The sequence below is a fragment of the Nocardioides candidus genome, from assembly GCF_041321175.1.
Lineage (GTDB): Bacteria > Actinomycetota > Actinomycetes > Propionibacteriales > Nocardioidaceae > Nocardioides.
The window spans coordinates 783,766-807,501 of the sequence record NZ_JBGGWC010000001.1 but is presented as its reverse complement, the minus strand read 5'-3'; the positions used below and the strand labels follow the sequence as shown (position 1 = coordinate 807,501).

24 protein-coding genes are annotated in these 23,736 nt (G+C 71.6%); 5 read left to right on the top strand and 19 right to left on the bottom strand.

Going from position 1 to position 23,736, the window contains the following annotated elements; all coding sequences use genetic code 11:
- Nucleotides 1-6: 6 nt before the first annotated feature.
- The 12 genes from nuoK to ACAX67_RS03900 form a co-directional block, all read right to left on the bottom strand.
- A complete protein-coding gene (gene nuoK / locus ACAX67_RS03955; protein ID WP_370702508.1) occupies nucleotides 7-300 on the bottom strand; it encodes an NADH-quinone oxidoreductase subunit NuoK in 294 nt (97 codons plus the stop codon).
- On the bottom strand, nucleotides 297-1,085 hold the full coding sequence (locus ACAX67_RS03950; RefSeq protein ID WP_370703638.1) for an NADH-quinone oxidoreductase subunit J: 789 nt from the start codon (nucleotides 1,083-1,085) through the stop codon (nucleotides 297-299). The genes nuoK and ACAX67_RS03950 overlap by 4 nt, the downstream gene beginning before the upstream one ends.
- Before the next feature lie 26 nt (nucleotides 1,086-1,111).
- Nucleotides 1,112-1,726 (bottom strand): NADH-quinone oxidoreductase subunit NuoI, encoded by a 615-nt coding sequence (gene nuoI / locus ACAX67_RS03945; protein WP_370702507.1) that lies wholly within the window; start codon nucleotides 1,724-1,726, stop codon nucleotides 1,112-1,114.
- A complete protein-coding gene (nuoH, locus tag ACAX67_RS03940; RefSeq protein ID WP_370703637.1) occupies nucleotides 1,719-2,948 on the bottom strand; it encodes an NADH-quinone oxidoreductase subunit NuoH in 1,230 nt (409 codons plus the stop codon). The genes nuoI and nuoH overlap by 8 nt, the downstream gene beginning before the upstream one ends.
- A gap of 92 nt (nucleotides 2,949-3,040) precedes the next feature.
- Nucleotides 3,041-5,521 (bottom strand): NADH-quinone oxidoreductase subunit G, encoded by a 2,481-nt coding sequence (locus ACAX67_RS03935; RefSeq protein WP_370702506.1) that lies wholly within the window; start codon nucleotides 5,519-5,521, stop codon nucleotides 3,041-3,043.
- Nucleotides 5,518-6,828: an NADH-quinone oxidoreductase subunit NuoF gene (nuoF, locus tag ACAX67_RS03930; RefSeq protein WP_370702505.1), complete on the bottom strand. Its 1,311-nt coding sequence runs from the start codon at nucleotides 6,826-6,828 to the stop codon at nucleotides 5,518-5,520. The genes ACAX67_RS03935 and nuoF overlap by 4 nt, the downstream gene beginning before the upstream one ends.
- A 45-nt stretch (nucleotides 6,829-6,873) precedes the next feature.
- Complete coding sequence (nuoE, locus tag ACAX67_RS03925; protein WP_370702504.1) at nucleotides 6,874-7,695, bottom strand: NADH-quinone oxidoreductase subunit NuoE; 822 nt, start codon at nucleotides 7,693-7,695, stop codon at nucleotides 6,874-6,876.
- On the bottom strand, nucleotides 7,692-9,053 hold the full coding sequence (locus ACAX67_RS03920; RefSeq protein ID WP_370702503.1) for an NADH-quinone oxidoreductase subunit D: 1,362 nt from the start codon (nucleotides 9,051-9,053) through the stop codon (nucleotides 7,692-7,694). The genes nuoE and ACAX67_RS03920 overlap by 4 nt, the downstream gene beginning before the upstream one ends.
- Nucleotides 9,050-9,649, bottom strand: a complete 600-nt coding sequence (locus ACAX67_RS03915) for an NADH-quinone oxidoreductase subunit C (protein ID WP_527891005.1) — start codon at nucleotides 9,647-9,649, stop codon at nucleotides 9,050-9,052. Before ACAX67_RS03915 ends, ACAX67_RS03920 begins: the two co-directional genes overlap by 4 nt.
- 119 nt (nucleotides 9,650-9,768) lie before the next feature.
- Entirely contained in the window at nucleotides 9,769-10,323 is a 555-nt protein-coding gene (locus tag ACAX67_RS03910; protein WP_370702501.1) for a NuoB/complex I 20 kDa subunit family protein, read from the bottom strand.
- Nucleotides 10,324-10,336: 13 nt separating this feature from the next.
- Nucleotides 10,337-10,693, bottom strand: a complete 357-nt coding sequence (locus tag ACAX67_RS03905) for an NADH-quinone oxidoreductase subunit A (RefSeq protein ID WP_370702500.1) — start codon at nucleotides 10,691-10,693, stop codon at nucleotides 10,337-10,339.
- Nucleotides 10,694-10,924: 231 nt separating this feature from the next.
- A complete protein-coding gene (locus tag ACAX67_RS03900; protein ID WP_370702499.1) occupies nucleotides 10,925-11,614 on the bottom strand; it encodes a demethylmenaquinone methyltransferase in 690 nt (229 codons plus the stop codon).
- Nucleotides 11,615-11,720: 106 nt separating this feature from the next.
- On the opposite strand from ACAX67_RS03900, the gene ACAX67_RS03895 reads away from it, so the two are divergent.
- From ACAX67_RS03895 to ACAX67_RS03885, 3 genes are all read left to right on the top strand, one after another.
- On the top strand, nucleotides 11,721-12,632 hold the full coding sequence (locus ACAX67_RS03895; protein WP_370702498.1) for a L,D-transpeptidase family protein: 912 nt from the start codon (nucleotides 11,721-11,723) through the stop codon (nucleotides 12,630-12,632).
- Between the two features lie 102 nt (nucleotides 12,633-12,734).
- Nucleotides 12,735-13,334, top strand: coding sequence for a carboxymuconolactone decarboxylase family protein (locus ACAX67_RS03890; RefSeq protein ID WP_370702497.1), 600 nt, complete (start codon nucleotides 12,735-12,737; stop codon nucleotides 13,332-13,334).
- Nucleotides 13,331-14,227 carry an RNA polymerase sigma-70 factor gene (locus ACAX67_RS03885; protein WP_370702496.1) on the top strand — a complete coding sequence of 299 codons (897 nt, stop codon included), beginning with the start codon at nucleotides 13,331-13,333 and terminating at the stop codon, nucleotides 14,225-14,227. The genes ACAX67_RS03890 and ACAX67_RS03885 overlap by 4 nt, the downstream gene beginning before the upstream one ends.
- Here the strand turns inward: ACAX67_RS03885 and ACAX67_RS03880 are convergent.
- Together ACAX67_RS03880 and ACAX67_RS03875 are read right to left on the bottom strand one after the other, a co-directional pair.
- Nucleotides 14,224-14,844: a hypothetical protein gene (locus ACAX67_RS03880; RefSeq protein WP_370702495.1), complete on the bottom strand. Its 621-nt coding sequence runs from the start codon at nucleotides 14,842-14,844 to the stop codon at nucleotides 14,224-14,226. The two genes, ACAX67_RS03885 and ACAX67_RS03880, sit on opposite strands and share 4 nt — an antisense overlap.
- Nucleotides 14,845-14,900: 56 nt before the next feature.
- Complete coding sequence (locus tag ACAX67_RS03875) at nucleotides 14,901-15,539, bottom strand: MBL fold metallo-hydrolase (RefSeq protein ID WP_370702494.1); 639 nt, start codon at nucleotides 15,537-15,539, stop codon at nucleotides 14,901-14,903.
- A 53-nt stretch (nucleotides 15,540-15,592) separates the two neighbouring features.
- Here ACAX67_RS03875 and ACAX67_RS03870 point away from each other — a divergent pair, with 53 nt between their 5' ends.
- A complete protein-coding gene (locus ACAX67_RS03870) occupies nucleotides 15,593-16,429 on the top strand; it encodes an NmrA family NAD(P)-binding protein (RefSeq protein WP_370702493.1) in 837 nt (278 codons plus the stop codon).
- A gap of 3 nt (nucleotides 16,430-16,432) precedes the next feature.
- Here the strand turns inward: ACAX67_RS03870 and ACAX67_RS03865 are convergent, their stop codons facing one another.
- Both ACAX67_RS03865 and ACAX67_RS03860 read right to left on the bottom strand, forming a co-directional pair.
- Nucleotides 16,433-18,307 carry a cation:proton antiporter domain-containing protein gene (locus tag ACAX67_RS03865; protein ID WP_370702492.1) on the bottom strand — a complete coding sequence of 625 codons (1,875 nt, stop codon included), beginning with the start codon at nucleotides 18,305-18,307 and terminating at the stop codon, nucleotides 16,433-16,435.
- Between the two features lie 45 nt (nucleotides 18,308-18,352).
- The gene (locus ACAX67_RS03860; protein ID WP_370702491.1) at nucleotides 18,353-18,976 is read right to left on the bottom strand and encodes a TetR/AcrR family transcriptional regulator; all 624 of its coding nucleotides are present in this window, start codon (nucleotides 18,974-18,976) and stop codon (nucleotides 18,353-18,355) included.
- Between the two features lie 62 nt (nucleotides 18,977-19,038).
- On the opposite strand from ACAX67_RS03860, the gene ACAX67_RS03855 reads away from it, so the two are divergent.
- Complete coding sequence (locus ACAX67_RS03855; protein WP_370702490.1) at nucleotides 19,039-20,088, top strand: oxygenase MpaB family protein; 1,050 nt, start codon at nucleotides 19,039-19,041, stop codon at nucleotides 20,086-20,088.
- Here the strand turns inward: ACAX67_RS03855 and menD are convergent.
- Genes menD through ACAX67_RS03840 form a run of 3 tightly spaced genes read right to left on the bottom strand, consistent with a single transcriptional unit; the run spans nucleotide 20,085 to nucleotide 23,637 of the window.
- Nucleotides 20,085-21,686, bottom strand: coding sequence for a 2-succinyl-5-enolpyruvyl-6-hydroxy-3-cyclohexene-1-carboxylic-acid synthase (gene menD, locus ACAX67_RS03850; protein ID WP_370702489.1), 1,602 nt, complete (start codon nucleotides 21,684-21,686; stop codon nucleotides 20,085-20,087). The genes ACAX67_RS03855 and menD overlap by 4 nt on opposite strands.
- Nucleotides 21,683-22,630 carry an o-succinylbenzoate synthase gene (locus ACAX67_RS03845; RefSeq protein WP_370702488.1) on the bottom strand — a complete coding sequence of 316 codons (948 nt, stop codon included), beginning with the start codon at nucleotides 22,628-22,630 and terminating at the stop codon, nucleotides 21,683-21,685. The genes menD and ACAX67_RS03845 overlap by 4 nt, the downstream gene beginning before the upstream one ends.
- Entirely contained in the window at nucleotides 22,627-23,637 is a 1,011-nt protein-coding gene (locus tag ACAX67_RS03840; protein WP_370702487.1) for an AMP-binding protein, read from the bottom strand. Before ACAX67_RS03840 ends, ACAX67_RS03845 begins: the two co-directional genes overlap by 4 nt.
- Nucleotides 23,638-23,736: the final 99 nt, after the last annotated feature.

The window sequence follows — 23,736 nt, the reverse complement described above, 5'->3', positions numbered from 1 at the left end:
CGGCCCTCAGAACTTCAGCAGGCTGGCGTCGTCGACCGAGGCCGAGCGACGGGTCCGGAAGATGGTCATGATGATCGCGAGCCCGACCACGACCTCGGCCGCAGCCACCACCATCACGAAGAAGGCGGCGATCTGGCCGTCGAGGTTGCCGTGCTGGCGGGCGAACGCGACGAACGCGAGGTTGCTGGCGTTGAGCATCAGCTCCACGCACATGAACACCACGATCGCGTTGCGCCGGGTGAGCACGCCGATCGAGCCGATCGTGAAGAGGATCATCGAGAGCACGACGTACTCGCTCATGAGGGGTCCTCCTCGCTGGAAGCGGTGGCGGCGTCCTTGCCACCGGTCTCGGGCTTGGTCGCCGGGTCCTGCTCGAGCTGCGCGGTGACCACGTCGATGTCGTCGGCGAGCGTGCTGGCGACCCGGACCGTGCCGCGGGCGGCGAGGACGCGGGAGACCGACGCGGGCGCCGGGCTGCCGTCGGGCAGCAGGGCGGGGGTGTCGACCGCGTTGTGGCGGGCGTAGACGCCCGGTGGCGGGAGCGGGCCCAGGTGCAGACCCTTCTCGCTGAAGTCGCGCACCCGCCGGGCAGCGATGTCGGCCTGGCTCTCCTTGGGCGTGAGGCGCTCGCGGTGCGCGAGCACCATCGCACCGACGGCGGCGGTGATGAGCAGCGCGCTGGTGACCTCGAACGCGAAGACGTAGCGGGAGAAGAGCAGGTTGGCCAGCGCGGGGACGTTGCCGCCCTTGTTGGCCTCGTCGAGACCCGCTGCGTGGCCGAAGCTGATCTGGGTCAGGCCGACGATCATCACGACCGCGAAGACCAGGCCGGTGCCCCAGGCCAGCCAACGCTGACCCTTGATCGTCTCGACCAGCGAGTCCGACGCGTCGACGCCGACCAGCATCAGCACGAAGAGGAAGAGCATCAGGATCGCGCCGGTGTAGACGATGATCTGCACCGAGAAGAGGAACGGCGCGTCGAGCACGGCGTAGAGCACCGCGAGGCTGATCATCACGACCGCGAGCAGGAGCGCCGCGTGCACGGCCTTGCGCACGAAGAGGATGCCGAGCGCCGCGAGCACCATGATCGGCGCGAGGATCCAGAACGCGGTCACGACCCCTCCCCCTGGTCTGCGGCCGAGGAGGCCGCCCCGGCGGTCGCCCCGTGATCCTTGAACTCCCCGCGGTAGTAGTCCTTCTCGTCGTCGCCCAGCTGCATGGCGTGCGGCGGCTGCTCCATCCCGGGCAGCAGCGGCGCGAGCAGGTCGGACTTCTCGTAGATGAGGTCGCGGCGGTTGTCGTCGGCCAGCTCGTACTCGTTCGTCATCGTCAGCGCGCGCGTCGGGCAGGCCTCGATGCAGAGCCCGCAGAGGATGCAGCGCAGGTAGTTGATCTGGTAGACGCGGCCGTAGCGCTCACCGGGCGAGTAGCGCTGGCTGTTGCCGTCGGGGTCGGGCTGGTCGGAGTTCGACGCCCCCTCGACGTAGATGGCGTCGGCCGGGCAGGCCCATGCGCAGAGCTCGCAACCGATGCACTTCTCCAGGCCGTCGGGCCAGCGGTTGAGCTGGTGCCGCCCGTGGAAGCGCGGCGCGGTCGGGAACTTCTCCTTGGGGTACTGCTCGGTCACGACCTTGCGGAACATGGTCCGGAACGTGACGCCGAAGCCGGCGACCGGGTCCCAGAACTGCTCCTTCAGGGAGGGTGACCCCTCGGGCTTGTCAGCCATCGTTGGCCTCCGTCGTGGTCTGGGTCGTGATCGGGTCGGTGGACGCGAAGACCAACGGTCGCGCGGCGCCGCGCACCGCGCCGCCCGCCGGCATCGGCGGCACCGGGAATCCCCCCGGGGCCGGCGCGGCGGGGGCCGTCGCATCGTCCTCCACCTTGCGCTCGGGGACGAGGAAGAGGAGGAGGAAGAGCGCGAGCAGCACGCCGGCGGCGATCATCGCGGTCTGCCGGTCGAACTCGAGGTCGTCGCGGGCCACGCGCATGGTCGCGACGGCCAGGATCCAGACGAGCGAGATCGGGATGAGCCGCTTCCAGCCGAACGCCATGAACTGGTCGTAGCGCAGCCGCGGGAGCGACCCCCGCAGCCAGATGAAGATGAAGATGAAGAACAGCACCTTGCCGAAGAACCACAGCACCGGCCAGTAGCCCTCGTTGGCGCCCGCCCAGGCGTGGTCGAGCCAGAACGGCGCGTGCCAGCCGCCGAGGAAGAGCGTCGTCGCGAGCGCCGACACCGTCGCCATGTTGATGTACTCGGCCAGGAAGAACAGCGCGAACTTCAGCGAGGAGTACTCAGTGTGGAACCCGCCGACCAGCTCGCCCTCGGCCTCCGGGAGGTCGAACGGTGCGCGGTTGGTCTCGCCGACCATGGCGATCGTGTAGATGAGGAAGGACGGCAGCAGGATCAGGCCGAACCAGAAGTCGTCCTGCGCGGCCACGATCTCGCTGGTCGACATCGACCCCGCGTACATGAACACCGAGACGAGCGCGAGACCCATCGCGACCTCGTAGGAGATCATCTGGGCGCTCGAGCGCAGGCCACCGAGGAGGGAGTACGTCGACCCGCTCGACCAGCCGCCGAGCACGATGCCGTAGATGCCGATCGAGGCGATCGCCATCACGAACAGCACCGCCACCGGCATGTCGGTGAGCTGGAGGGGCGTGTGCTGGCCGAAGAGGTCGACCACCGGCCCGAACGGGATCACGCTGAACGTCACGAACGCGGGGATGACCGCGATGACCGGCGCGAGGATGAAGACGACCTTGTCGGCCGCCTTCGGCGTCAGGTCCTCCTTCAGCGCGAGCTTCACGCCGTCGGCCAGGGACTGCAGCAGGCCGAACGGGCCGTGCACGTTGGGACCGATCCGGTGCTGCATCCGGGCCACGACCCGGCGCTCCCACCAGATGTTGAACAGCGTGAGCAGCACGAGCACCACGAAGATCATCAGCGTCTTGACGACGACGATCCACCACACGTCGTGGCCGAACGCGGGCAGCTCCTGGGTGTTGTCCGCCGCGAGCGCGATCAGGTTGGCGGTCATAACTGTCCTCCCTCGACTCGCACGCGACTGCCCGGCGAGGCCAGGTCGTCGAGCACCCCGGCGCCGAACGAGTCGGCCGGCACCCACACCACGCCGTCGACCAGGTCGGGGGCGACCTCCGCCGGCAACGTCACCGACCCACGGTCACCGGTCAGCGTGACCGTCGGCCCGTAGGTGTCGTAGACGTCCTGGGTCACCAGCGCCACCGGGGTGCGCGCGGTGGCCCGGAGGTACTTGTCGCCGTCCTGCATACGGCCGTTGTCGATCGACTGCTTCCAGGTCGCGAGGACCAGCTCGCCGCTGGTCGAGGAGGTCGCGCCCCCGCTGGTCGAGGAGCTCGCGCCCCCGCTGGTCGAGGAGGTCGCGCTAGCGACCGTCTCGAGACCCCGTGAGCCGAGCGCCGGCCGCTCCCCGTCCCAGGGCCCCAGCTGGGCCATCTCCGCGCGGGCCTCGGGGACCGTGCGGAAGCCGAGCGGGACGCCCATCTCCTCGGCGATCCCCGCGAGGACGCGGAGGTCGGGGAGCGAGGCAGGGTTACGGAGCGCGGCCTCGAAGGGTCGCACCCGCCCCTCCCAGGTGACGAAGGTGCCGGCCTTGTCGCTGACCGGGGCGACCGGGAAGACCACGTCGGCGACGTCGGTCACCGCGGTGGCGCGCAGGTCGAGCGCGACCACGAAGCCGGCGGCACCGATCGCCGCGCGGGTGGCGGCAGGGTCGGCGGTGTCGGCCGGGTCGACGCCGGCGACGAGCAGGCCGCCGAGCTCACCGGCGACCAGCGCCGCCACGATCGCGTCGGCGTCGCGGCCCTCTGCCTCGGGCAGCTGGTCGACGCCCCACGCAGCGGCGACGTCGACGCGGGCTGCCGCATCGGCGACCGGACGGCCACCGGGCAGCAGCGTGGGCAGGCAGCCGGCCTCGATCGCACCACGGTCGCCGGCGCGACGCGGCACCCAGGCCAGCCGGGCACCGGACTTGGCGGCGACCTCGGCGGCGGCGCTCAGGGCGCCGGGCACCGTGGCGAGCCGCTCGCCGACCAGGATCACGGCGGAGCTGTCGACGCCGTACTCGGACTTCTCGAGCAGCGAGCGGAGCCCGTCGGCCTCGCCGCCGGGCGCCGTCAGCACCACACGCGCCGAGAGCTTGCGCAGGCCGCGGCTCGTGAAGGGCGCGAGGGCGACGACCTGCGTGCCCCCGGCGCGGACGCTCTTGCGGAGCCGCAGCCAGATCGCGCCGGCCTCGTCCTCGGGCTCGAGCCCCACCAGGACGATCTTCGACGCGGACTCGAGGTCGGCGTAGGTCACACCCCCGTTGCCGGGCGCCGTCAGAGCAACGTGCGCGGCCAGGAAGGCGGCCTCCTCGGCGCTCAGCGGACGGGCGCGGAAGTCGATGTCGTTGGTGCCGAGGGCGATGCGGGCGAACTTGCTGTACGCGTAGGCGTCCTCGGCAGTCAGCCGGCCGCCGGTGAGCACGCCGACCCCACCCGCCGCCTTCGCGGCAGCGAGACCGCGGGCGGCGACCGAGAAGGCCTCCGGCCACGAGGCCGGGCGCAGCGCGCCGTCCTCACCCCGCACCTGCGGGTAGGTGAGCCGGTCGTCGCCGTGGGCGTAGGCGAAGCCGAACCGGTCCTTGTCGGTCAGCCACTCCTCGTTGACCTCGGGGTCGTTGCCGGCCAGGCGGCGCATGACCTTGCCGCGGCGGTGGTCGACGCGGATCGCCGAGCCGCAGGCGTCGTGCTCGGCCACGCCGGGGCTCGAGACCAGGTCGAAGGGCCGCGAGCGGAAGCGGTACTGCTCCGAGGTGAGCGCGCCGACGGGGCAGATCTGGATGACGTTGCCGGAGAAGTAGGACAGGAAGGGCGCGTCCTCGGCGATGCCGATCTGCTGCTCGGCGCCGCGCTCGAGGAGCTCGATGAACGGGTCGCCCGCGATCTCCTCGGCGAACCGGGTGCAGCGCTGGCAGACGATGCAACGCTCCCGGTCGAGCAGCACGTTGGGCGAGAGGTTGATCGGCTTGGGGAAGGTGCGCTTGATGCCCTCGGCGCCGGGCATGCCGACGAAGCGCGACTCACCGCGGCCGTTGGACATCGCCTGGTTCTGCAGCGGGCACTCGCCGCCCTTGTCGCAGACCGGGCAGTCGAGCGGGTGGTTGATCAGCAGGAACTCCATCACGCCCTGCTGCGCCTTGTCGGCCACGTCGCTGGTGACCTGGGTGTTGACGACCATGCCCTCGGCGACGGGCAGCGTGCACGAGGCCTGCGGCTTGGGGAAGCCGCGGCCGTTGCCCGCGTCCGGGACGTCGACCAGGCACTGGCGGCAGGCACCGACGGGGGCGAGCAGGGGGTGGTCGCAGAAGCGCGGGATCTGGACACCGACCTGCTCGGCCGCGCGGATGACCAGCGTGTCCTTCGGTACGGCGACCTGGATGCCGTCGATCGTGACGTTGACCAGGTCCGTGACCTTGTCGGGGGTGGAGGTCATGCGGTCACCTCCTGGCCGGCCCAGGCCGTCGAGCGGGCCGGGTCGAAGGGGCACCCACCGTGGGTGAGGTGCGCGAGGTACTCGTCGCGGAAGTAGTTGATCGAGCTCGAGATCGGGCTGGTCGCGCCGTCGCCGAGGGCGCAGAACGAGCGGCCGAGGATGTTGTCGCACTGGTCGAGCAGCAGGTCGAGGTCCTCCTCGCTGCCCTGCCCCCGCTCCAGGCGGGCCAGGGTCTGCACGAGCCACCAGGTGCCCTCGCGACAGGGCGTGCACTTGCCGCACGACTCGTGCTTGTAGAACTCGGTCCACCGCAGCACCGCCCGCACCACGCACACCGAGTCGTCGAAGATCTGCAGCGCGCGCGTGCCGAGCATCGACCCGGCCGCACCCACGCCCTCGAAGTCGAGCGGGATGTCGAGGTGCTCTGCGGTCAGCAGCGGGGTGCTCGAGCCGCCGGGCGTCCAGAACTTCAGGTCGTGGCCCTCCCGGACACCACCGGCCAGGTCGAGCAGCTCGCGCAGCGTGATGCCGAGCGGTGCTTCGTACTGGCCCGGCTTCTGCACGTGGCCGGAGAGCGAGAAGATCCCGTAGCCCTTGGACTTCTCGGTGCCCATCGACGCGAACCAGGCGGCGCCGTTGCCGACGATGCTCGGCACCGAGGCGATCGACTCGACGTTGTTGATCACCGTCGGGCTGGCGTAGAGGCCCGCGACGGCGGGGAACGGCGGACGGAGCCGCGGCTGGCCGCGACGCCCCTCGAGACCCTCGAGCAGCGCGGTCTCCTCGCCGCAGATGTAGGCGCCGGCACCCGCGTGGACCACGACGTCGAGGTCGAAGCCCGATCCGTGGATGTCCTTGCCGAGGTGCCCGGCGGCGTACGCCTCGGCGACCGCGGCCTGCACCCGGCGGACGACGTGGAGCACCTCGCCGCGGATGTAGATGAAGGCCTTGTTGGCGCGGATCGCGTAGGAGCTGATGATCACGCCCTCGACGAGCACGTGCGGGTTGCCCATCATCAGCGGGATGTCCTTGCAGGTGCCCGGCTCGGACTCGTCGGCGTTGACGACGAGGTACTTCGGCTTCGGGTTGTCCTGCGGGATGAACGACCACTTCATGCCGGTCGGGAACCCCGCGCCGCCGCGACCGCGCAGGCCGGAGTCCTTCACGGCGGTGATGACGTCGTCCGGGCTCATCGCGAACGCCTTGTCGACGGCCTCGTAGCCGCCCTTGGCCGCGTAGGCGTCGAGGGTCCAGCCGCGCTCGACGTCCCACATGTCGGTGAGGACGGGAGTCAAGGTGTCAGTCACGAAGTGACCCCTTCCCGGTCGTCGAGGAGCGAGCGTCTCGAGACATCACTTGGCCTCCTCCTTCTCGGCCCCCGACTCGTCGGCGTCGGAGGACTCGTCGACGCTCTCGGACTCCGCTCGCGCGGTGTCGGCGTCGGCGACCGCCGCGTCCTTCGAGTCGGATGCCCCGACCGCCGGCGCGGACGGCGCGTCCGGCGCGGTCCAGCCACGGTCGCGGGCGATCTCCAGGCCCACCAGGCTGGCCGGCCCGGCCGTGGGCCCCTCGTCCACCCGCCCGTCGGGGAAGCCGGCGAGCACCCGCTCGGCCTCGCGCCAGGTGCAGAGCCTCGGACCGCGCGTGGACGAGACGTCCTTGCCGGTGCGGAGCGCCTCGACCATCTGCACCGCGCTGTCGGGCGTCTGGTTGTCCATGAACTCCCAGTTGACCATCACCACCGGCGCGTAGTCGCAGGCCGCGTTGCACTCGACGTGCTCGAGGCTCACGGAGTGCTGGTCGCCCTGCCGCTTCTCGGCGACCTCGTCGTTGCCGACGTCGAGGTGGTCCTTGAGCCGGGCGAAGATCTCGTCGCCGCCCATCACCGCGCAGAGGGTGTTGGTGCAGACACCGACGTGGAAGTCGCCGACCGCGTGGCGCTTGTACATCGTGTAGAAGGTGGCGACCCCGCTGACCTCGGCGGGGGAGATCTCGAGGATCTCCGCGCAGGTCTCGATCGCCTGCGGCGTCACCTTGCCCTCGACCGACTGCGCGAGGTGCAGCATCGGCAGCAGGCCGGAGCGCTTCTCCGGGTAGCGGTCCGCGATCTCGCGGAGCTCCGCGACCGTCTTGTCGTCGAGGGCCCGCGGCCCCCGGTTGTCGGCAACGCTCACCTGTCGACGCCTCCCATCACCGGGTCGATGCTGGCGACCGCGACGATCACGTCGGCGATCATGCTGCCCTCGCTCATCACGCCCATGGCCTGCAGGTTGTTGAAGGACGGGTCGCGGAAGTGCGCCCGGAACGGGCGGGTGCCGCCGTCGGAGACGACGTGGGCGCCGAGCTCGCCGCGGGGCGACTCGATCGGCACGTAGGCCTGGCCGGCCGGCACGCGGAAGCCCTCGGTCACCAGCTTGAAGTGGTGGATCAGCGCCTCCATCGACTCGCCCATGATGTGGCGGATGTGGTCGAGGCTGTTGCCCATCCCGTCGCTGCCGATCGCGAGCTGGCTGGGCCAGGCGATCTTCTTGTCGCCCACCATGACCGGCTCGCCCTCCATCTTCGCGAGGCGGTCGGCCGCCTGCTCGATGATGCGGAGGGACTCGTGCATCTCGTTGAGGCGCACCCGGAACCGGCCGTAGGAGTCGGACGTGTCCCAGGTCTGCACGTCGAAGTCGTAGGTCTCGTAGCCGGAGTACGGCGACGTCTTGCGCAGGTCCCACGGGTAGCCCGTGCTCCGCAGGATCGGGCCGGTGAGGCCGAGGGCCAGGCAGCCCTCCAGGTCGAGGTGGCCGACGTCGACGAGCCGTGCCTTGAAGATCGGGTTGGCGTTGCAGAGGGCGGCGTACTCGGGGAGCCGCTTCTTCATCAGCGCGACGAACCCGCGGATCTCCTCCAGCGCACCCGGCGGCAGGTCCTGGGCGACCCCGCCCGGACGGATGAACGCATGGTTCATGCGCAGCCCGGTGATGAGCTCGAACAGGTCGAGGACCAGCTCGCGCTCGCGGAACCCGATCGTCATCACGGTGAGGGCGCCGATCTCCATGCCGCCGGTCGCGATGCAGACCAGGTGGGAGGAGATCCGGTTGAGCTCCATGAGCAGGACCCGCATGACCTGGGCCTTCTCGGGGATCTCGTCCTCGATGTCGAGCAGCCGCTCCACGCCGAGCACGTAGGTCATCTCGTTGAAGAACGGGCTCAGGTAGTCCATCCGCGTGCAGAACGTGGTGCCCTGCACCCAGGAGCGGTACTCCATGTTCTTCTCGATGCCGGTGTGGAGGTAGCCGATGCCGCAGCGGGCCTCGGTCACCGTCTCACCCTCGAGCTCGAGGATCAGCCGGAGCACCCCGTGGGTCGAGGGGTGCTGCGGGCCCATGTTGACGACGACGCGCTCCGCTGGATCCGCAGTGTCGCCGCCGATTCCGTCCTTGAGCCCGGCGGCGATCTCGTCCCAGTCCTGGCCGGAGACGGTGAAGACCTTGCCGTCGGTCGTCTCGTTGGAGCCGGCGTAGACGTCCTCGGTGGTGCTCATGAGTAGCTCCTCCGCTGGTCCGGGGGCGGGATGGTGCCGCCCTTGTACTCGACCGGGATGCCGCCGAGCGGGTAGTCCTTGCGCTGGGGGTGGCCCGGCCAGTCGTCGGGCATCAGGATCCGGGTCAGCGCCGGGTGGCCGTCGAAGATCAGCCCGAACATGTCGAAGGCCTCCCGCTCGTGCCAGTCGGCGGCGGGGTAGACCGGCGTGATCGAGGGCAGGTGCGGGTCGGCGTCGGGGACGCTGACCTCCACCCGGATCCGCCGGTTGAAGGTCATCGAGAGGAAGCTGTAGACCGCGTGGAGCTCCCGGCCGGTGTCGCCGGGGTAGTGCACGCCGCTCACGCCGGCGCACAGCTCGAAGCGCAGCGCCGGGTCGTCGCGCAGCAGCCTCGTCGCGGCCACCAGGTTGGTCGCCGCGATGTGGAAGGTGATCTCGCCGCGGTGGATGACGACCGCCTCGATCAGCGGGTCCAGCCCGTCGGCGACGACGTCGAACCAACCGCCGTAGGGCCGCTGCGCGGCCGCCGGGTAGACCACGGGGGCCACCAGGCCGCCGTACCCGCTGGTGTCGCCGGTGCCCTGGACGCCGAACATGCCGTGCCGCTCGCCGATCGGGCGGACCTCGCCGGTGGGGGCGGGGACGTTCTCGGGCGACTGGTCGACGGCCGGCTGCTCGACGGCCTCCTTCGGACCCTCGACCTGCTTCTCGTCGCTCACCGCAGGAGGCCCTTCATGTCGCTGGTCGGCAGTGCGACGAGGCCCTCGGCCTCCAGCTCGCGGATCTGCGCCTGGCGGTTGGCACCGAGCGGGGTGTTCTGGACCTTGTCGTGGAGCTTGAGGATCGCGTCGATCAGCATCTCCGGGCGCGGCGGGCAGCCGGGGAGGTACATGTCGACGGGGACCACGTGGTCGACGCCCTGGACGACGGCGTAGTTGTTGAACATGCCGCCGGAGCTCGCGCAGACGCCCATGGCGAGCACCCACTTGGGCTCGGCCATCTGGTCGTAGATCTGGCGCAGGACGGGAGCCATCTTCTGGCTCACGCGACCGGCCACGATCATCAGGTCGGCCTGGCGGGGGCTGGCGCGGAAGACCTCCATGCCGAAGCGGGCCAGGTCGTACTTCGGGCCGCCGCTGGTCATCATCTCGATCGCGCAGCAGGCGAGACCGAAGGTGGCGGGCCAGAAGCTGGCCTTGCGGAAGTAGCCGGCGACCCCCTCGACGGTCGTCAGCAGGACGCCGCTCGGGAGCTTCTCCTCGAGACCCATGTGCAGATACCTCTCAGTCCCATTCGAGTCCGCCGCGGCGCCAGACATAGGCGTACGCGACGAACACGGTGGCGATGAAGACGACCATCTCGAGCAGCCCGAACCACGACATCTGGTCGAAGTACACGGCCCACGGGTAGAGGAAGATGATCTCGATGTCGAAGACGATGAAGAGCATCGCGGTGATGTAGTACTTCACCGGGAAGCGTCCGCCGACGGCCTGGGGCGTCGGCTCGATGCCGCACTCGTAGGAGTCGAGCTTCGCGCGGTTGTAGCGCTTCGGCCCGGTGAGCGCGGACATCGCGACCGAACCGACCGCGAACAGCGCGGCGAGGGCCGCGAGGACCAGGACCGGCGTGTAGAGATCCAACTGCCTCCCCTTCCCGTGTGCGGGTCCCTGCTGGGACGCCCCGACTCGTGAGATTGTGAACAGAATCACGAGTGGCGCGCGACACATACTGCCACTCCCTCGCGCCGGTCGCACACGGGGGTGGTCCGGGTCACAGGAAGCGACGGAAAGCTCCCCTGACCTGCGGATTTACCTCACGGGGACGTGCTCTAAATCCCGCTGCTGCGGCGTGGGCGAGGGGGCGCGGTCCGGTCAGGCGGTGGCGCGGTGGAGGGCGACGATGCCGCCCGACAGGTTGCGCCACTCGGGGGCGGTCCAGCCGGCCTCGGTGATCATCGCGGCCAGGCCGGCCTGGTCGGGCCAGGCACGGATCGACTCGGCGAGGTAGACGTAGGCGTCCGGGGAGGACGAGACCGCCTTGGAGACGGCGGGGAGCGCCTTCATGAGGTACTCCAGGTAGACGGTGCGCCACGGGCTCCACGTCGGGTGGCTGAACTCGCAGACCACGAGGCGGCCGCCGGGGCGGGTCACCCGCCGCATCTCGGCGAGCCCCTTGACCGGGTCGACGATGTTGCGCAGGCCGAAGGAGATCGTCACCGCGTCGAAGGTGTCGTCGCGGAACGGCAGCCGGGTGCCGTCGCCCGCCGTGAACGGCAGGTGCGGGAGCTGCTGCTTGCCGACCTGCAGCATTCCGATGGAGAAGTCGCACGGCACGACGGTCGCTCCCGCGTCGGCGAAGGGCTGGCTCGACGTCCCGGTGCCGGCGGCGAGGTCGAGCACCCGGTCGCCGTACGACGGGTCCACGGCCTCGAGCACCTCACGGCGCCACCGGCGGTCCTGCCCGAACGACAGCACGTCGTTGGTGATGTCGTAGCGCTTCGCCACGGCGTCGAACATGCGACGGACGTCGGCGGGCTGCTTGTCGAGTGCTGCGCGGGCCACCCCCGAACTGTAGGGGTGCGGATCTCCTCGCAACCAAACGGGCCGCTGCTGCGTCCTCTCTTCACCGAAGCACCTCGCAGCACCACGACCTCACAAGGATCCCGCCATGTCTCTCGTCCGTCGCCTCAGCATCGTCGCCGTCGTCGCGGCCGTCCTCTGCGGTCTCGCGTACGGCGTCGGCTACGCCGCCCAGGGCGGCGACCTGCCGTGGCAGCGCACCGCTGCCCGCCCCGCGCCCGACGCGCCGGTCGCCGACCCGGCCGACCGGCCGGCGGTCGACCCGGCCGACGAGCCCGGCGACCAGCCCGGCGAGGAGGACGGCCAGCAGGAGCCGGCGGACAAGCCCGACAAGCCCGACGAGCCCGAGCTCCAGCCCGGCCCGGCCCTCCTCTCCCCCGGCGACCAGGGCGACGACGTGCGCGACCTCCAGGCGCGCCTGGCGCAGATCGACTGGTTCGACGCCGACGTGACCGGCTACTACGGCGACGTGACCGAGGAGGCCGTGCGCGGCTTCCAGGCCAAGCGCGAGATCCCGGTGACCGGGGAGGTCGACCAGCGCACGAAGGACCGGCTCGACGCGATGACCACCGCGCCGACCGAGGCCGAGCTGACCAACACCACGACCAACACCCCCGGTGCGCTGGACCCCCGCTGCCTCGAGGGCCGCGTGCTCTGCATCGACAAGACCAGCAGCACGCTGCGCTGGGTGATCGACGGCAAGGTGATCAAGACGCTGGACGCGCGCTTCGGGTCGACGATCAACAACACGCCGACCCGTGAGGGCGTCTTCCACGTCTACCTCAAGGACGCCGACCACGTGTCGCACCTGTACGGCTCCTCGATGCCGTACGCGATGTTCTTCTCCGGCGGCCAGGCCGTGCACTACTCCTCGGACTTCGCGACCGTCGGCTACGCCGGCGCCTCCCACGGCTGCGTCAACATCCGTGACTACGACGGCGTCGCGTGGCTCTTCTCGCAGGTGCAGGTCGGCGACGAGGTCGTCGTCTACTGGAGCTGAGCAGCCTGCGAGGTCGCGGTAGCGCTTTCCGCGGCACCACGTGTCACAACCTCCTCGGTCGCGGTGTCTTCATGTCCGACACCCCGACCGAGGAGGAAGAGCATGAGCGACACCCGCATCCCCGCAGCCGAGATCACCGGCCTCAAGGGCGCGATGTTCAAGCGCATCATCAAGAGGACGCTCGGCCAGGTGCCGACGTCGCTCGGCGTCTACTGGCACAACCAGAAGGTGCTGATGGCCATGGGCGGCATGGGCGGCAAGATCCAGAAGTGGGACGCCTGCGACGAGCAGCTGAAGACCTTCGCCCACATGGCCGTCGCGTCGTTCATCGGCTGCACCTGGTGCCTGGACTTCAACTACTTCGAGGCGCGCAACAAGGACCTCGACACCGACAAGGCGCGCGAGGTCCCGCGGTGGCGCGTGTCCGACGTCTTCACCCCGCTCGAGCGCGAGGTGATGGCCTACGCCGAGGCGATGAGCGACACCCCGGTCACGGTGACCGACGAGATGGTCGAGAGCCTGCGGGGGCAGCTCGGCAACGCCGCGATGGTGGAGCTGACGGCGATCATCGCCTTCGCCAACTTCACCACCCGTCCCAACGTGGCACTGGGCATCGAGTCCGACGGGTTCGCCGCCGCCTGCGGCCTGAAGCCCCTGGCCGAGCGTCCGGAGGGTGTGGCGAGGGAGGCCGTACGGTCGTGACCGTGACCTCCACGCCTCACGGCGCGGCCGACCCGTTCGTCGAGCACCGCAGCCTGCTCTTCACCGTCGCCTACGAGATGCTCGGCTCGGCCGCCGACGCCGAGGACGTGGTGCAGGAGAGCTGGCTGCGGTGGTCCGCGGTCGACCACGAGACGGTGCGCGACGCCCGCGCCTACCTGGTGCGCGTCGTCACCCGCCAGTCGCTCAACCGGCTGCGCTCGCTGAGCCGGCGCAAGGAGGAGTACGTCGGCGAGTGGCTTCCGGAGCCGCTGCTGACCTCGCCCGACGTGGCCGAGGACGTCGAGCTCGCCGAGAGCGTCTCGATCGCGATGCTCACCGTCCTGGAGACGCTGGGGCCGGCCGAGCGTGCGGTGTTCGTGCTGCGCGAGGTCTTCGACACGCCGTACGAGGAGATCGCGGAGGCCATCGACAAGTCGCCCGCCGCCGTACGCCAGATCGCGCACCGCGCGAAGGAGCACGTGGCCGCCCGACGGCCGCGGATGCAGGTGGAGCGCAGCGAGCAGCAGGCCGCGGTCGACCGGTTCCTCGCCGCGGTGCAGGGCGGTGACCTCCAGGCGCTGCTCGACGTGCTGGCACCCGACGTGGTCATGGTGGCCGACGGCGGCGGCATCGCGCAGGCGGCCCGCAAGCCGATCGAGGGCTCGACGAAGGTCGCGGCCTTCCTCCACACGGCCCACCGGATCAACATCGAGTTCACCGGCATGCCGATCTCGATCAACGGCCTGCCGGGCGCGCGTCTCGACATCCCGTTCGACGGCTCGACGACCGCGCTGAGCTTCGTCGTCGAGGACGGCCGGATCTCGCGGATCTACGCGATGCGCAACCCGGAGAAGCTGCAGCGGCTCGGCGAGGAGACGCTGCTGCAGCGCTAGCCGAGGCCGCCCTGCTTGGCGACGTCGTCGATGATCTGCGCGGCCTGCTCGAGCGAGATGCCGGGCGCGGCGTAGACGTTGATCGTGCGGCCGTCGACGACGCGCTGGCACTGGGCCTGGAACGGCGGCTGGTCCTTGGCCTTCGCCTGCGTCTGCCACTGGCCGATGCAGACGGAGTCGCCGACCTTCTGGACGTCGCTCTCGGTCTGGGAGTTGGCCGACATCTCCGGCGGGACGGGCGGACCGTCCTGGAGGAACAGCCCGGACTCGCCGTCGTAGACGGTCACCGCGACCTGGGCCTGCATGTTGGGGGTCGCGTAGATCCCGACCGCGACGTCGGTGCCGAACGCGTCGGTCAGCTTGTCGCTGCCGTACTTGGCGACCTGCGCGGCCAGGTCCTTGAACTGAGGGTCGATCGAGGCGATCGGGACCAGGCCGCCGTTGAGCAGCTGGTCGGGCAGCAGGTCGGCGACCGGCGTGGTGTCGGCCTCGTCCTGGCTGGTGTCGGCCGACGCCTCGTCACCGGTCCACTCCGGGAGCCCGACGGCGAAGCCGAAGACCCCTCCGAGGAGCAGGACTCCGGTGGCGGCACCGGCGAGCGTGGAACGCAGAGGCATCCGTCCATCATGCCGGTCCGCGCCGGCTGCGGGGCACGCGGGTCAGGAGCCGGACGCTAGAGCTCGGCGCCGTCGGCCAGCCGCACGTAGTCGCAGCCGGCCGCGCCCAGGAACCGCTGGAAGTGGTTGTCGGCGATGCCCAGCCCTGCGTCGGAGTAGACCCGGTCGTGGATGGCCACGTTGCGCGGTGCCCCGACCGACCGCGCGAAGTCGATGCCCTCGGAGATCTTCATCCACGGCGCGCACACCGGCGCCAGGAGTACGTCGACCGGCCGGCCGGGCCCCGTCAGCGCATCTCCGGGGTGGAAGACGGTGGTGTCGCCGAGGGTGAGCAGGTAGCCGCTGTTGTGGAACCGCTCCATCTCGGGGTGGATGACCGCGTGCAGCTCACCGATCGCCGTGACCGGCACCCCGGCCGCGGTGAAGTCCTCGCCCGGCGCGACCACGGTGATCCGCTCGACGAGGTCGGGGGCGCTCTCGCCGATGTGCGCGGCCACCGCGGCGATCGTGAAGATCGGCGCGTCCGTGGCCCGGAGCTGGTCGGGCGTGTAGTGGTCGGCGTGCTCGTGGGTGACCAGCACGGCGTCGGCACCCTCGGTGGCACCGGGCCCGGTGAAGATCCCCGGGTCGAGGACGACGACCGAGCCGTCGTGCTCGATGCGGACGCAGGAGTGGCCGAGCTTCGTCAGACGCATGAGCGCCACGGTAGCCGCGGAATCCACGGCGCCCGCCCGTGGTTGGGACGGGCATGATCGCGATCACCGGGGCGACCGGGTCCATCGGGGGCCGCGTGGCCCAGCTCCTCGCCGACCTCTCACCCCGTCTCGTCGTGCGCGACCCGGCGAGGGCTCCAGCGACGAGCGGCGATGTGCACCGGGCGTCCTACGACGACCGCGCCGCGGCCGAGGCCGCCCTCGCCGGCGTCGAGACGCTCCTCCTGGTCTCCGCTGCCGAGTCCGCCACCCGGCGCGACGAGCACCGCACCATGGTGGAGGCCGCGGCCGCGGCCGGCGTGCGCCACCTGGTCTACACCTCCTTCGTCGCGGCCGCGCCCGACGCGAGCTTCACGCTGGGTCGCGACCACTGGCACACCGAGGACGCCATCCGGACGGCCGCAGCGGCGACCGGCCTGACCTTCACCCTGCTCCGCGACAACTTCTACCTCGACGTGCTGCCGCTCTTCGCCGATGCCTCCGGGGTGATCCGCGGCCCCGCTGGGGACGGGCGGCTGGCGGCGGTCGCCCGCGCCGACGTGGCCGACGTGGCGGCCGTCGTACTCCGGGCGCCGGAGGCGCACGCCGGTGCCGTCTACGAGCTCACCGGTCCCGAGGCGCTGGACCTGCACGAGGTCGCGACGCGGGCGGGTGCCGTGCTCGGCCGCACCCTGACCTACCAGCCGGAGACCCTCGAGGAGGCCTACGCGTCGCGCCGGGCCGCCTACCCGGGCACGCCGGACTGGCAGCTCGACGCGTGGGTGAGCACCTACACCTCCGTCGCCGACGGGTCGATGGCTCACGTCACCGAGGACGTCCAGAAGGTGACGGGCCGGAAGGCGCGCACCCTCGAGGAGACGCTCGGGGGCTGATCGTCAGGCGGTGAGGTGGTGCACGAAGCACCACCGCCAGTCCTCGCCCGGCTCCACCGACCGCATGACGGGGTGCGCGGTCTCGTGGAAGTGCGCCGTGGCGTGGCGGTTCGGTGAGGAGTCGCAGCACCCGATGTTGCCGCAGGTGAGGCACATCCGCAGGGCTACCCAGCGGCTGCCGATCGCGACGCACGCGGCGCAGACCAGCTCACCCTCGGGGTCCTGCAACGGCGAGGACCTCAGGTGGTCGCACTCCATGCCAGCAGGTCGTGTCACTCGCACCGCCTCCACATCGGCTCGTTCCTCGTCGGCCGCGTCCAGCATCGACTCCTCGATGTCGAGCATCGCGAGCACGTCGCTCACGACCTCCGAGGGCACCGCACCCGTCGACCTGATCTCGAGCACGCGGCCGCGCTCGGCATCGATCATCTCCTGGCGCACCCGGGAGTAGAGGGCAGCCGGGCTCTCCTCCCCCGCCGTCGTGCCCAGCCGCTCCCAGGCTGCGAAGTTGCGCTGCTCGATCCGCTGGCGGATCAGGTCGGCGACGCCGTACGGGTCGTCCTCGTCGAGCTCGGCGAGCCGCTTGAAGCCCGCTTTGGACGCCTGCTGCAGCAGGGTCGCCCGCGCCAGCGCGTCGTCCATGGGGTCGGGCGAGGGCACCCGGAGGCGGCGTGCGAGCCAGCCGAGCGACAGCCCCTGCAACAGGAGGGTGCCGGCCACCACCGTGAACGCGATCATGAGCAGCACCTCGCGGTGCGGCACGTCGTCCTCGGGGATCACGAAGGCCGCCGCGAGGGTGACGACCCCGCGCATGCCGGCCCACCCGATGAGGAACGTGTACGACGCCGGCGGCCTGCTCCCGGTGAGCGGGTCGGGCCCGGGCCGGATCAGCAGGTAACGCGCGGGGAACACCCACAGGAAGCGCAGCACGACCACCGTCGCGAACGTCGCGAGGCAGGCGGCCACGATCGTGCCGCCGGGCAGCGCGCTGTCGCGCACCTCGTCGACGAGCCACCGGGCCTGCAGCCCGATGAGCAGGAAGACGGTGTTCTCGAGCATGAAGGCCAAGGTGCGCCAGTTCATCCGCTCGGCGATGCGCGACTGCGCGGTCTGCAGGACCGGCGCCTTGTGGCCGAGGAAGAGGCCGGCGACGACGACGGCGACCACGCCGGAGGCGTGGATCTCCTCGGCCGCGATGTAGGTCGCATAGGGCACGACGAGGGAGATGCCCGTATCGAGCAGCGGGTCGGTCACGTGCTTGCGGATCTTGCCCACCAGCACGAACGCCGCGATCCCGACGAGGACACCGCCGCCGGCCGCGACCAGGAAGTCGAGCCCGATCTCCCAGGCCGGGGACATCGCGCCGGCGCTGCCGATGGCCGCGATCGCGGTGCGCAGCGCGACCAGGGCTGTCGCGTCGTTGAGCAGCGACTCGCCCTCGAGGATCGTGACGACGCGCCGTGGCAGCCCGATCCGGCGGCCGATCGCCGTGGCCGCGACGGCGTCGGGAGGTGCGACGACCGCACCGATCGCGAAGGCGGCCGGCCAGCCGACCTCCGGGATGATCGCGTGCACGACGACGGCGGTCCCGACCGTGGTGAAGGCCACGAGGCCGACGGAGAGCAGCAGGATCGGGCGGCGGTTGGCGTTGAAGTCGACGAGCGAGGTGCTGATCGCCGCGGCGTAGAGCAGCGGCGGCAGCAGGCCGAGGAGCACCACCTCGGGCTCGAGGTGGACCGTCGGCACGCCGGGCACGTACGACGCCGCCAGGCCCACGAGGATCAGCGGGATCGGCGCGGCGAACCCACCTCGTCCCGCGATCGCGGTGACCGTGAGCACCGTGACGGCGATGGCGACGAGCAGGAACGCGATCTCCACGGGGCCATTCTCCCTGGTCTGCGGTGGTCGGGGTCGGCTGCGGGGTCAGCGCGGGAGCAGCCGGAGCAGCCGCGTGGCTCCCTCGACCATCCGGTCGGTGGTGAACCGGTCGGGGTCGTCGAGCAGCAGCCGGCCGAAGTGCTCCACGACAGCGAGCATCGCGTGGGCGTAGAGGTCGGCGTCGAAGGCCGGCCCCTCCTGCTGCTCGCTCACCTGGGAGATGAGCCCGGCGAAGATGACCCGCACCCGCTCGCGGTCGGCCTCGATGCGCTCGGTGACCTCCGCGGGCAGGCCGTCGGGCAGCTGCAGGATCGGGCGCCAGGTGTCCGGGTCGTCGCGCAGCATGGTCACGAGCCGCTCGATCGCGAGCTCGACCAGGGCGACCGAGTCCTTCTCGCCGGGATCGTCCGGGAGCGCGGCGAGCAGCCGCCCGAAGGCCCGCACCTGCTGACGGTCGAGGAGCGCGGTGAGCAGGTCACCGAGCCGTTCGAACGCGCCGTAGACCACGGGCCGGGTCACTCCCGCCTCCCTCGCGATGGAGTCGACCGACACGCCGCCGTACCCGTCCCGGACGATCACGGCGAGCGCGGCGTCCATCAGCTGCTCCCGGCGCACCTCCATCGGGACGCGCGCAGCGTAGGGCCGTCGCTGGCGCTGGGGGGCGGGCACATCGCGCACTCTAGTGGCGTTCATCTCTTCCCTATTTACTACACGTATGTAGTAATTGCCCCATGAAACGCGCAGACGTGCAGCCCCACGAGGACTACGGCTTCTTCGGCCCCGACTCCGTGACGTGGAAGGTGTGGTCCTACCCGACCTCGTTGACGGTCGGCTTCATCCGAGCGGTCGTCGTCGAGGAGCTCGACCCCGACCTCGTCGCGGCGGTCGACAAGACCCACGACATCTACAAGCGCCCGCGCACCCGCTACGACCGCACTCTTCGCTACTTCGCGATGGTGGCGTTCGGCGGCTCGCGCGAGACCTCCAAGGCGGCCGACGTCCTGGTCAAGATCCACTCCAAGGCGATCGGCACCGAGCCCTACGGTGGCAAGGCCTACGACGCCAACGCCCCCCACTCGCAGCTGTGGATCCACCTCACGGCGTGGCACTCGATCCTCTACTCCTACGAGAGGTTCGGCCCCGGCAAGCTCGGTGCGGCGGAGGAGGCGCAGTACTGGGAGGAGTGCGCCGTCGCCGCCGAGCTGCAGACGTGCGACCCCGCCGACGTCCCCCGCACCCGCGAGGGCGTCCAGGCCTACTTCGACCAGATGCGGCCGCAGCTGTCCGGGAGCCCGATCGCCCGCCAGGCGATGGACCACCTGCTCGACGGCGGCTCCCTCGTCTCGCCGCTGCCGCGGTGGATGGCGCCGGTGACGTGGGGCTTCAACCTCGTGCTGCGCGCCGGCGTCGTGGCCACGCTGCCGCGGTGGATGCGGGAGATGAGCGGCATCCGCCAGTCCCGGGTCGTCGACGCGCTCGTCACACCCGTCCTCAGGACGACCTTCTTCGCCCTCAACCTCAGCAAGCGCGGCAAGCTCTTCGCCGTCGGCCTGATCTCGCCCGGCACGGCGCCCGTTGTCGCGCCCGTGCTGCTCGGCGTCGAGCCCACCATCCCGGAGGTCGTGACGCCGGCCCAGGCGCGGGAGCGCTACGGCTACGACAAGCCGGCCGAGGCACACCTGGAGTGGCGCGCCAAGCAGCACGAGAAGGTCTTCGGCCGCAAGGAGGAGCCCGACGACACCGGGCTCATCGAGTCGCAGCAGGTCCTCGGTCGGATCTAGACCTCGACCGCCAGGGCGCGGATCCGCGCGTCCAGGTCGCGCCGGCCGGCGCGGTCGACGACCGCCTCGACCACCTCGATCCCGCCGTTGGGGGTGGCCAGTGCCTGCTCGAGCTCGGGGCGCGCGGTCACCCTGAGGTGCGGTGTCCGGGTGGCCGCGCAGAGGCTCGCGAGGTCGACGCCGTGCGGGGTCCCGAAGACCCGCTCGAACGGTCCGGCGTGCTCGGGCGCGCCCTGCTCCAGCATCGAGAAGATCGAACCGCCGTCGTCGTTGACCACCACGATCGTCAGGTCGGGGCGCTCCTCCTCGGGCCCGAGCACCAGCGACGACTGGTCGTGCAGGAACGTCACGTCACCCATCAGGGCGAGCGCCCGGGTGCTGCCGGGCCGCCCGAGGGCGGCCCCGATCGCCGTGCTGATGGTGCCGTCGATGCCGGCCAGCCCACGGTTGGCGATGACCTTGCGGCGTTCGCCAACGGTCGCGGGCGACGCCATGAGGTCGAGGTCACGGACCGGGCTCGATGCCCCCACCACCAGGAGTCCCTGCGCGGGGAGGGCACGGAAGACCGCCCCCGCGACGTCGTACGGCGTCATCGCCGGTTCGCCCGCGAGCAGCTGGTCGATCCGGCGGCCGAGCACGAGGTCGGCCGCCTGCCAGCGCGTCAGCCAGTCGCTGGTGTCGGGCTCCGCCGTCGGCACCCCGTCGAGGACGCGCGCGCCCGGAGGGCGGACCGGCCAGACGCCGGGGCCCGGCACGACCAGGACCTCCACGTCGTCGCGGGCCAGCAGTCGGGTCACCGGGCGCGAGAGGGTGGGCCGCCCGAAGACGACGACCCGCTCGATCTCGCGACCGAGCTCGGTGCCGAGCAGCAGGCGGTAGGTCCGCAGCGCATGGGTCCCCGTGCGCGCCCCGGCCGACGGCTCGGCGAGCAGCGGCCAGCCGGCGCGCTCGGCGAGCACCCGCGACGGTGGGCCCGCGTCGTCCCCGGCCACGACCACGGACCTCGGGCCGGGCACGAGGGGCACCGCCGCCCCGTCGTCCCTGAGCTTCCGCTCCCGACGTGCGCCGTCGTGGGCCCGAAGGCTCGAGGACGTGGGAGCAACGGCCACGAGCGGCTCGTCGAGGCGGATGTTGAGGTGCAGCGGGCCGGAGTCTCCCCAGGGGACGGCCTCGAGGTCGACGACGTCGGTGACGTCGTACGTCGGCACGAGCGGCCCGAAGATCCCCACCTGGTCGGTCGTCTGGTTGGCGCCGGTGGCGCGCATCCGGGCGGGCCGGTCGGCGGTCACGACCACGACCGGCACGCCGCTGTGCGCCGCCTCGAGCACCGCTGGGTGCAGGTTGGCCACGGCGGTGCCGGAGGTGCAGACCACGGCGGCCCGCGCGTGGACCTTGGTCAGGCCGAGCGCGAGGAAGCCGGCGGAGCGCTCGTCGATGCGCGTGTGCAGGCGCACCGCGCCGGCCTGCGCGGCCGCCCACGCGGCCATCGAGAGCGGGGCGTTGCGCGAGCCGGGCGACACCACGACCTCGCCGATGCCGGCGTCGACGAGCCGGCGGACGACGTCCTCGCCCAGCTCCACACCGCCGATCCCGCTCACGGGCGACCATCCTGCTGCAGGGCGCGGCAGGCGGCCAGCCGGGCCTCCCACCACGCGACCCGCTCGGGCGCGGCCGCGAGCCGGTCGAGCGCCGCCTCGTCCACCGCGGGCGTGCCGACGGGGAGCACGCCGTCGACGGGCAGCAGTGACGTGCCGACGTCGTCGGTCAGCAGCTGCACTGTCGCGAGGCCGCACGCGTAGGGCAGCTCCGGCAGGGCGGCGGCGAGCGCCACGCCCGCGGCGATCCCGACGGAGGTCTCCAGCGCCGAGGAGACGACGACCGGCAGCCCGATCTCCTCTGCGATCCGCAGGCAGGCGCGCACGCCCCCGAGCGGTTGCACCTTCAGCACGGCGATGTCCGCCGCGGCGAGGTCGCGGACCCGGTAGGGGTCCTCGGCCCGGCGGATGGACTCGTCGGCCGCGATGGGGACCTGCACCCGGCGGCGCACCGCGGCGAGGTCCTCGACGGAGGCCGTCGGCTGCTCGGCGTACTCCAGGCCGCCGGCGGCCCGGTCCAGCGCCACGATCGCGGCGACCGCGTCGTCGACGGACCAGGCGCCGTTGGCGTCGACGCGGATCCGTCCGTCGGGCCCGAGCGCGTCGCGGACCGCCTCGAGCCGCGCCTCGTCGTCGGCCAGCGACTGCCCCGGCTCGGCGACCTTCACCTTCGCCGTGCGGCAGCCGCCGCGCAGCACGATCGCGTGCGCCTGCTCGGGACCGACCGCGGGCACGGTCACGTTGACCGGCACGACGTGGCGCACCGGCTCCGGCCAGTCGCCGGCGGCCGCCTCGTCGGCGCACCTCAGCCACGGCTCGGCGACGGCAGGGTCGTACTCGAGGAACGGGCTCCACTCCCCCCGCCCCGCCGGCCCCTCCACCAGCACCGCCTCGCGGACGGTCACCCCGCGGAAGCGGGTGCGCATCGGGATCGAGACGACCCTCACGACCGCTCCTCCGCGATGCCGAGGAGCGCCCGCCGGTCGGGCTTGCCGTTGGGCAGCATCGGGATCTCGTCGACCACGACGACCGCGCGCGGGGCCCAGGACCGGGGGTGCGCCGCGGCGACCCAGTCGCGGAGCTCGGGGAGGGCCACCTCTCCCACCACCACCGCCACCACCCGGTTGCCCCACTCCTCGTCCGGCACGCCGACGACCTCGGCGGCGGCGACCGCGGGGTGCTCGCGCAGACGGGCGGCGACGGCGACGGCGGGCACGTTCAACCCGCCGCTCACGACGACGTCGTCGACGCGGCCGAGGACCGCGAGGCGGCCGTCCTCGTCGAGACGCCCGGCGTCGGAGGTGAGGTACCACCCGTCGACGAGCGCCTCCCGTGTGCGATCGGGGTCGCCGACGTACTCCTCGAAGAGGGTGGGGCCCCCGATGCGGATCCGTCCACCCTCGCCGATCGCCACCGCCACCCCGTCGAGCGGGAGGCCGTCGTAGACGCATCCCCCGGCGGTCTCGGCGGCGCCGTACGTCCCCACCACGTGTACGCCGGCCGCACCCGCCCGGGCGCGCAGGGCCGCGTCGATCGGGCCGCCTCCCAGGAGCACGGTGTGCGCCCGCCTGAGAGCAGCGACGGCCTCCGCGTCGTCGAGCAGCCGGCCGAGCTGGGTGGGCACCAGCGAGACGAACCAGCCATGCCCCTCGGGCCAGCCCTGCTCCTCGAGCAGCACCGGCGGGTGGCCGGCGACGAGCGAGCGCAGCACGACCTGCACCCCGGCGACGTAGGTCGCGGGCAGTGCGAGGACCCACGGGCCGCTCGCGCCGAGCCGCCGCGCGGACGCCTCGACCGAGGTCAGCAGGGCCCGCTTCGCGAGCGCGACGCGCTTGGGTGCGCCCGTCGATCCGGAGGTCGCGACGACCAGCCGCACGTCGTCGGGACCCTCCAACCACCCGGCCAACTGCGCGACCACCTCGGCGGGCGGTCCGGAGGGCGTCAGGTCGGACATGTCCACGAGGTTATTGGGTGGCCCGATGTCGGTGCGGTGCGGTGGAATGCGTGGAGTGACGACCACTCTCCCGGGCGACCAGCGTGGTTTCTTCCGAAG

Coding starts and splice junctions, on each gene's coding strand:
- nuoK (WP_370702508.1), bottom strand. CDS start 300: ATGAGCGAGTACGTCGTGCTCTCGATGATCCTCTTCACGATCGGCTCG.
- ACAX67_RS03950 (WP_370703638.1), bottom strand. CDS start 1,085: ATGGTGCTCGCGGCGCTCGGCATCCTCTTCGTGCGCAAGGCCGTGCAC.
- nuoI (WP_370702507.1), bottom strand. CDS start 1,726: ATGGCTGACAAGCCCGAGGGGTCACCCTCCCTGAAGGAGCAGTTCTGG.
- nuoH (WP_370703637.1), bottom strand. CDS start 2,948: ATGATCTTCGTGGTGCTCGTGCTGCTCACGCTGTTCAACATCTGGTGG.
- ACAX67_RS03935 (WP_370702506.1), bottom strand. CDS start 5,521: ATGACCTCCACCCCCGACAAGGTCACGGACCTGGTCAACGTCACGATC.
- ACAX67_RS03920 (WP_370702503.1), bottom strand. CDS start 9,053: ATGAGCACCACCGAGGACGTCTACGCCGGCTCCAACGAGACGACCGAC.
- ACAX67_RS03915 (WP_527891005.1), bottom strand. CDS start 9,649: ATGTTCGGCGTCCAGGGCACCGGCGACACCAGCGGGTACGGCGGCCTG.
- ACAX67_RS03910 (WP_370702501.1), bottom strand. CDS start 10,323: ATGGGTCTCGAGGAGAAGCTCCCGAGCGGCGTCCTGCTGACGACCGTC.
- ACAX67_RS03895 (WP_370702498.1), top strand. CDS start 11,721: ATGTCTCTCGTCCGTCGCCTCAGCATCGTCGCCGTCGTCGCGGCCGTC.
- ACAX67_RS03890 (WP_370702497.1), top strand. CDS start 12,735: ATGAGCGACACCCGCATCCCCGCAGCCGAGATCACCGGCCTCAAGGGC.
- ACAX67_RS03880 (WP_370702495.1), bottom strand. CDS start 14,844: ATGCCTCTGCGTTCCACGCTCGCCGGTGCCGCCACCGGAGTCCTGCTC.
- ACAX67_RS03875 (WP_370702494.1), bottom strand. CDS start 15,539: ATGCGTCTGACGAAGCTCGGCCACTCCTGCGTCCGCATCGAGCACGAC.
- ACAX67_RS03870 (WP_370702493.1), top strand. CDS start 15,593: ATGATCGCGATCACCGGGGCGACCGGGTCCATCGGGGGCCGCGTGGCC.
- ACAX67_RS03855 (WP_370702490.1), top strand. CDS start 19,039: ATGAAACGCGCAGACGTGCAGCCCCACGAGGACTACGGCTTCTTCGGC.
- ACAX67_RS03840 (WP_370702487.1), bottom strand. CDS start 23,637: ATGTCCGACCTGACGCCCTCCGGACCGCCCGCCGAGGTGGTCGCGCAG.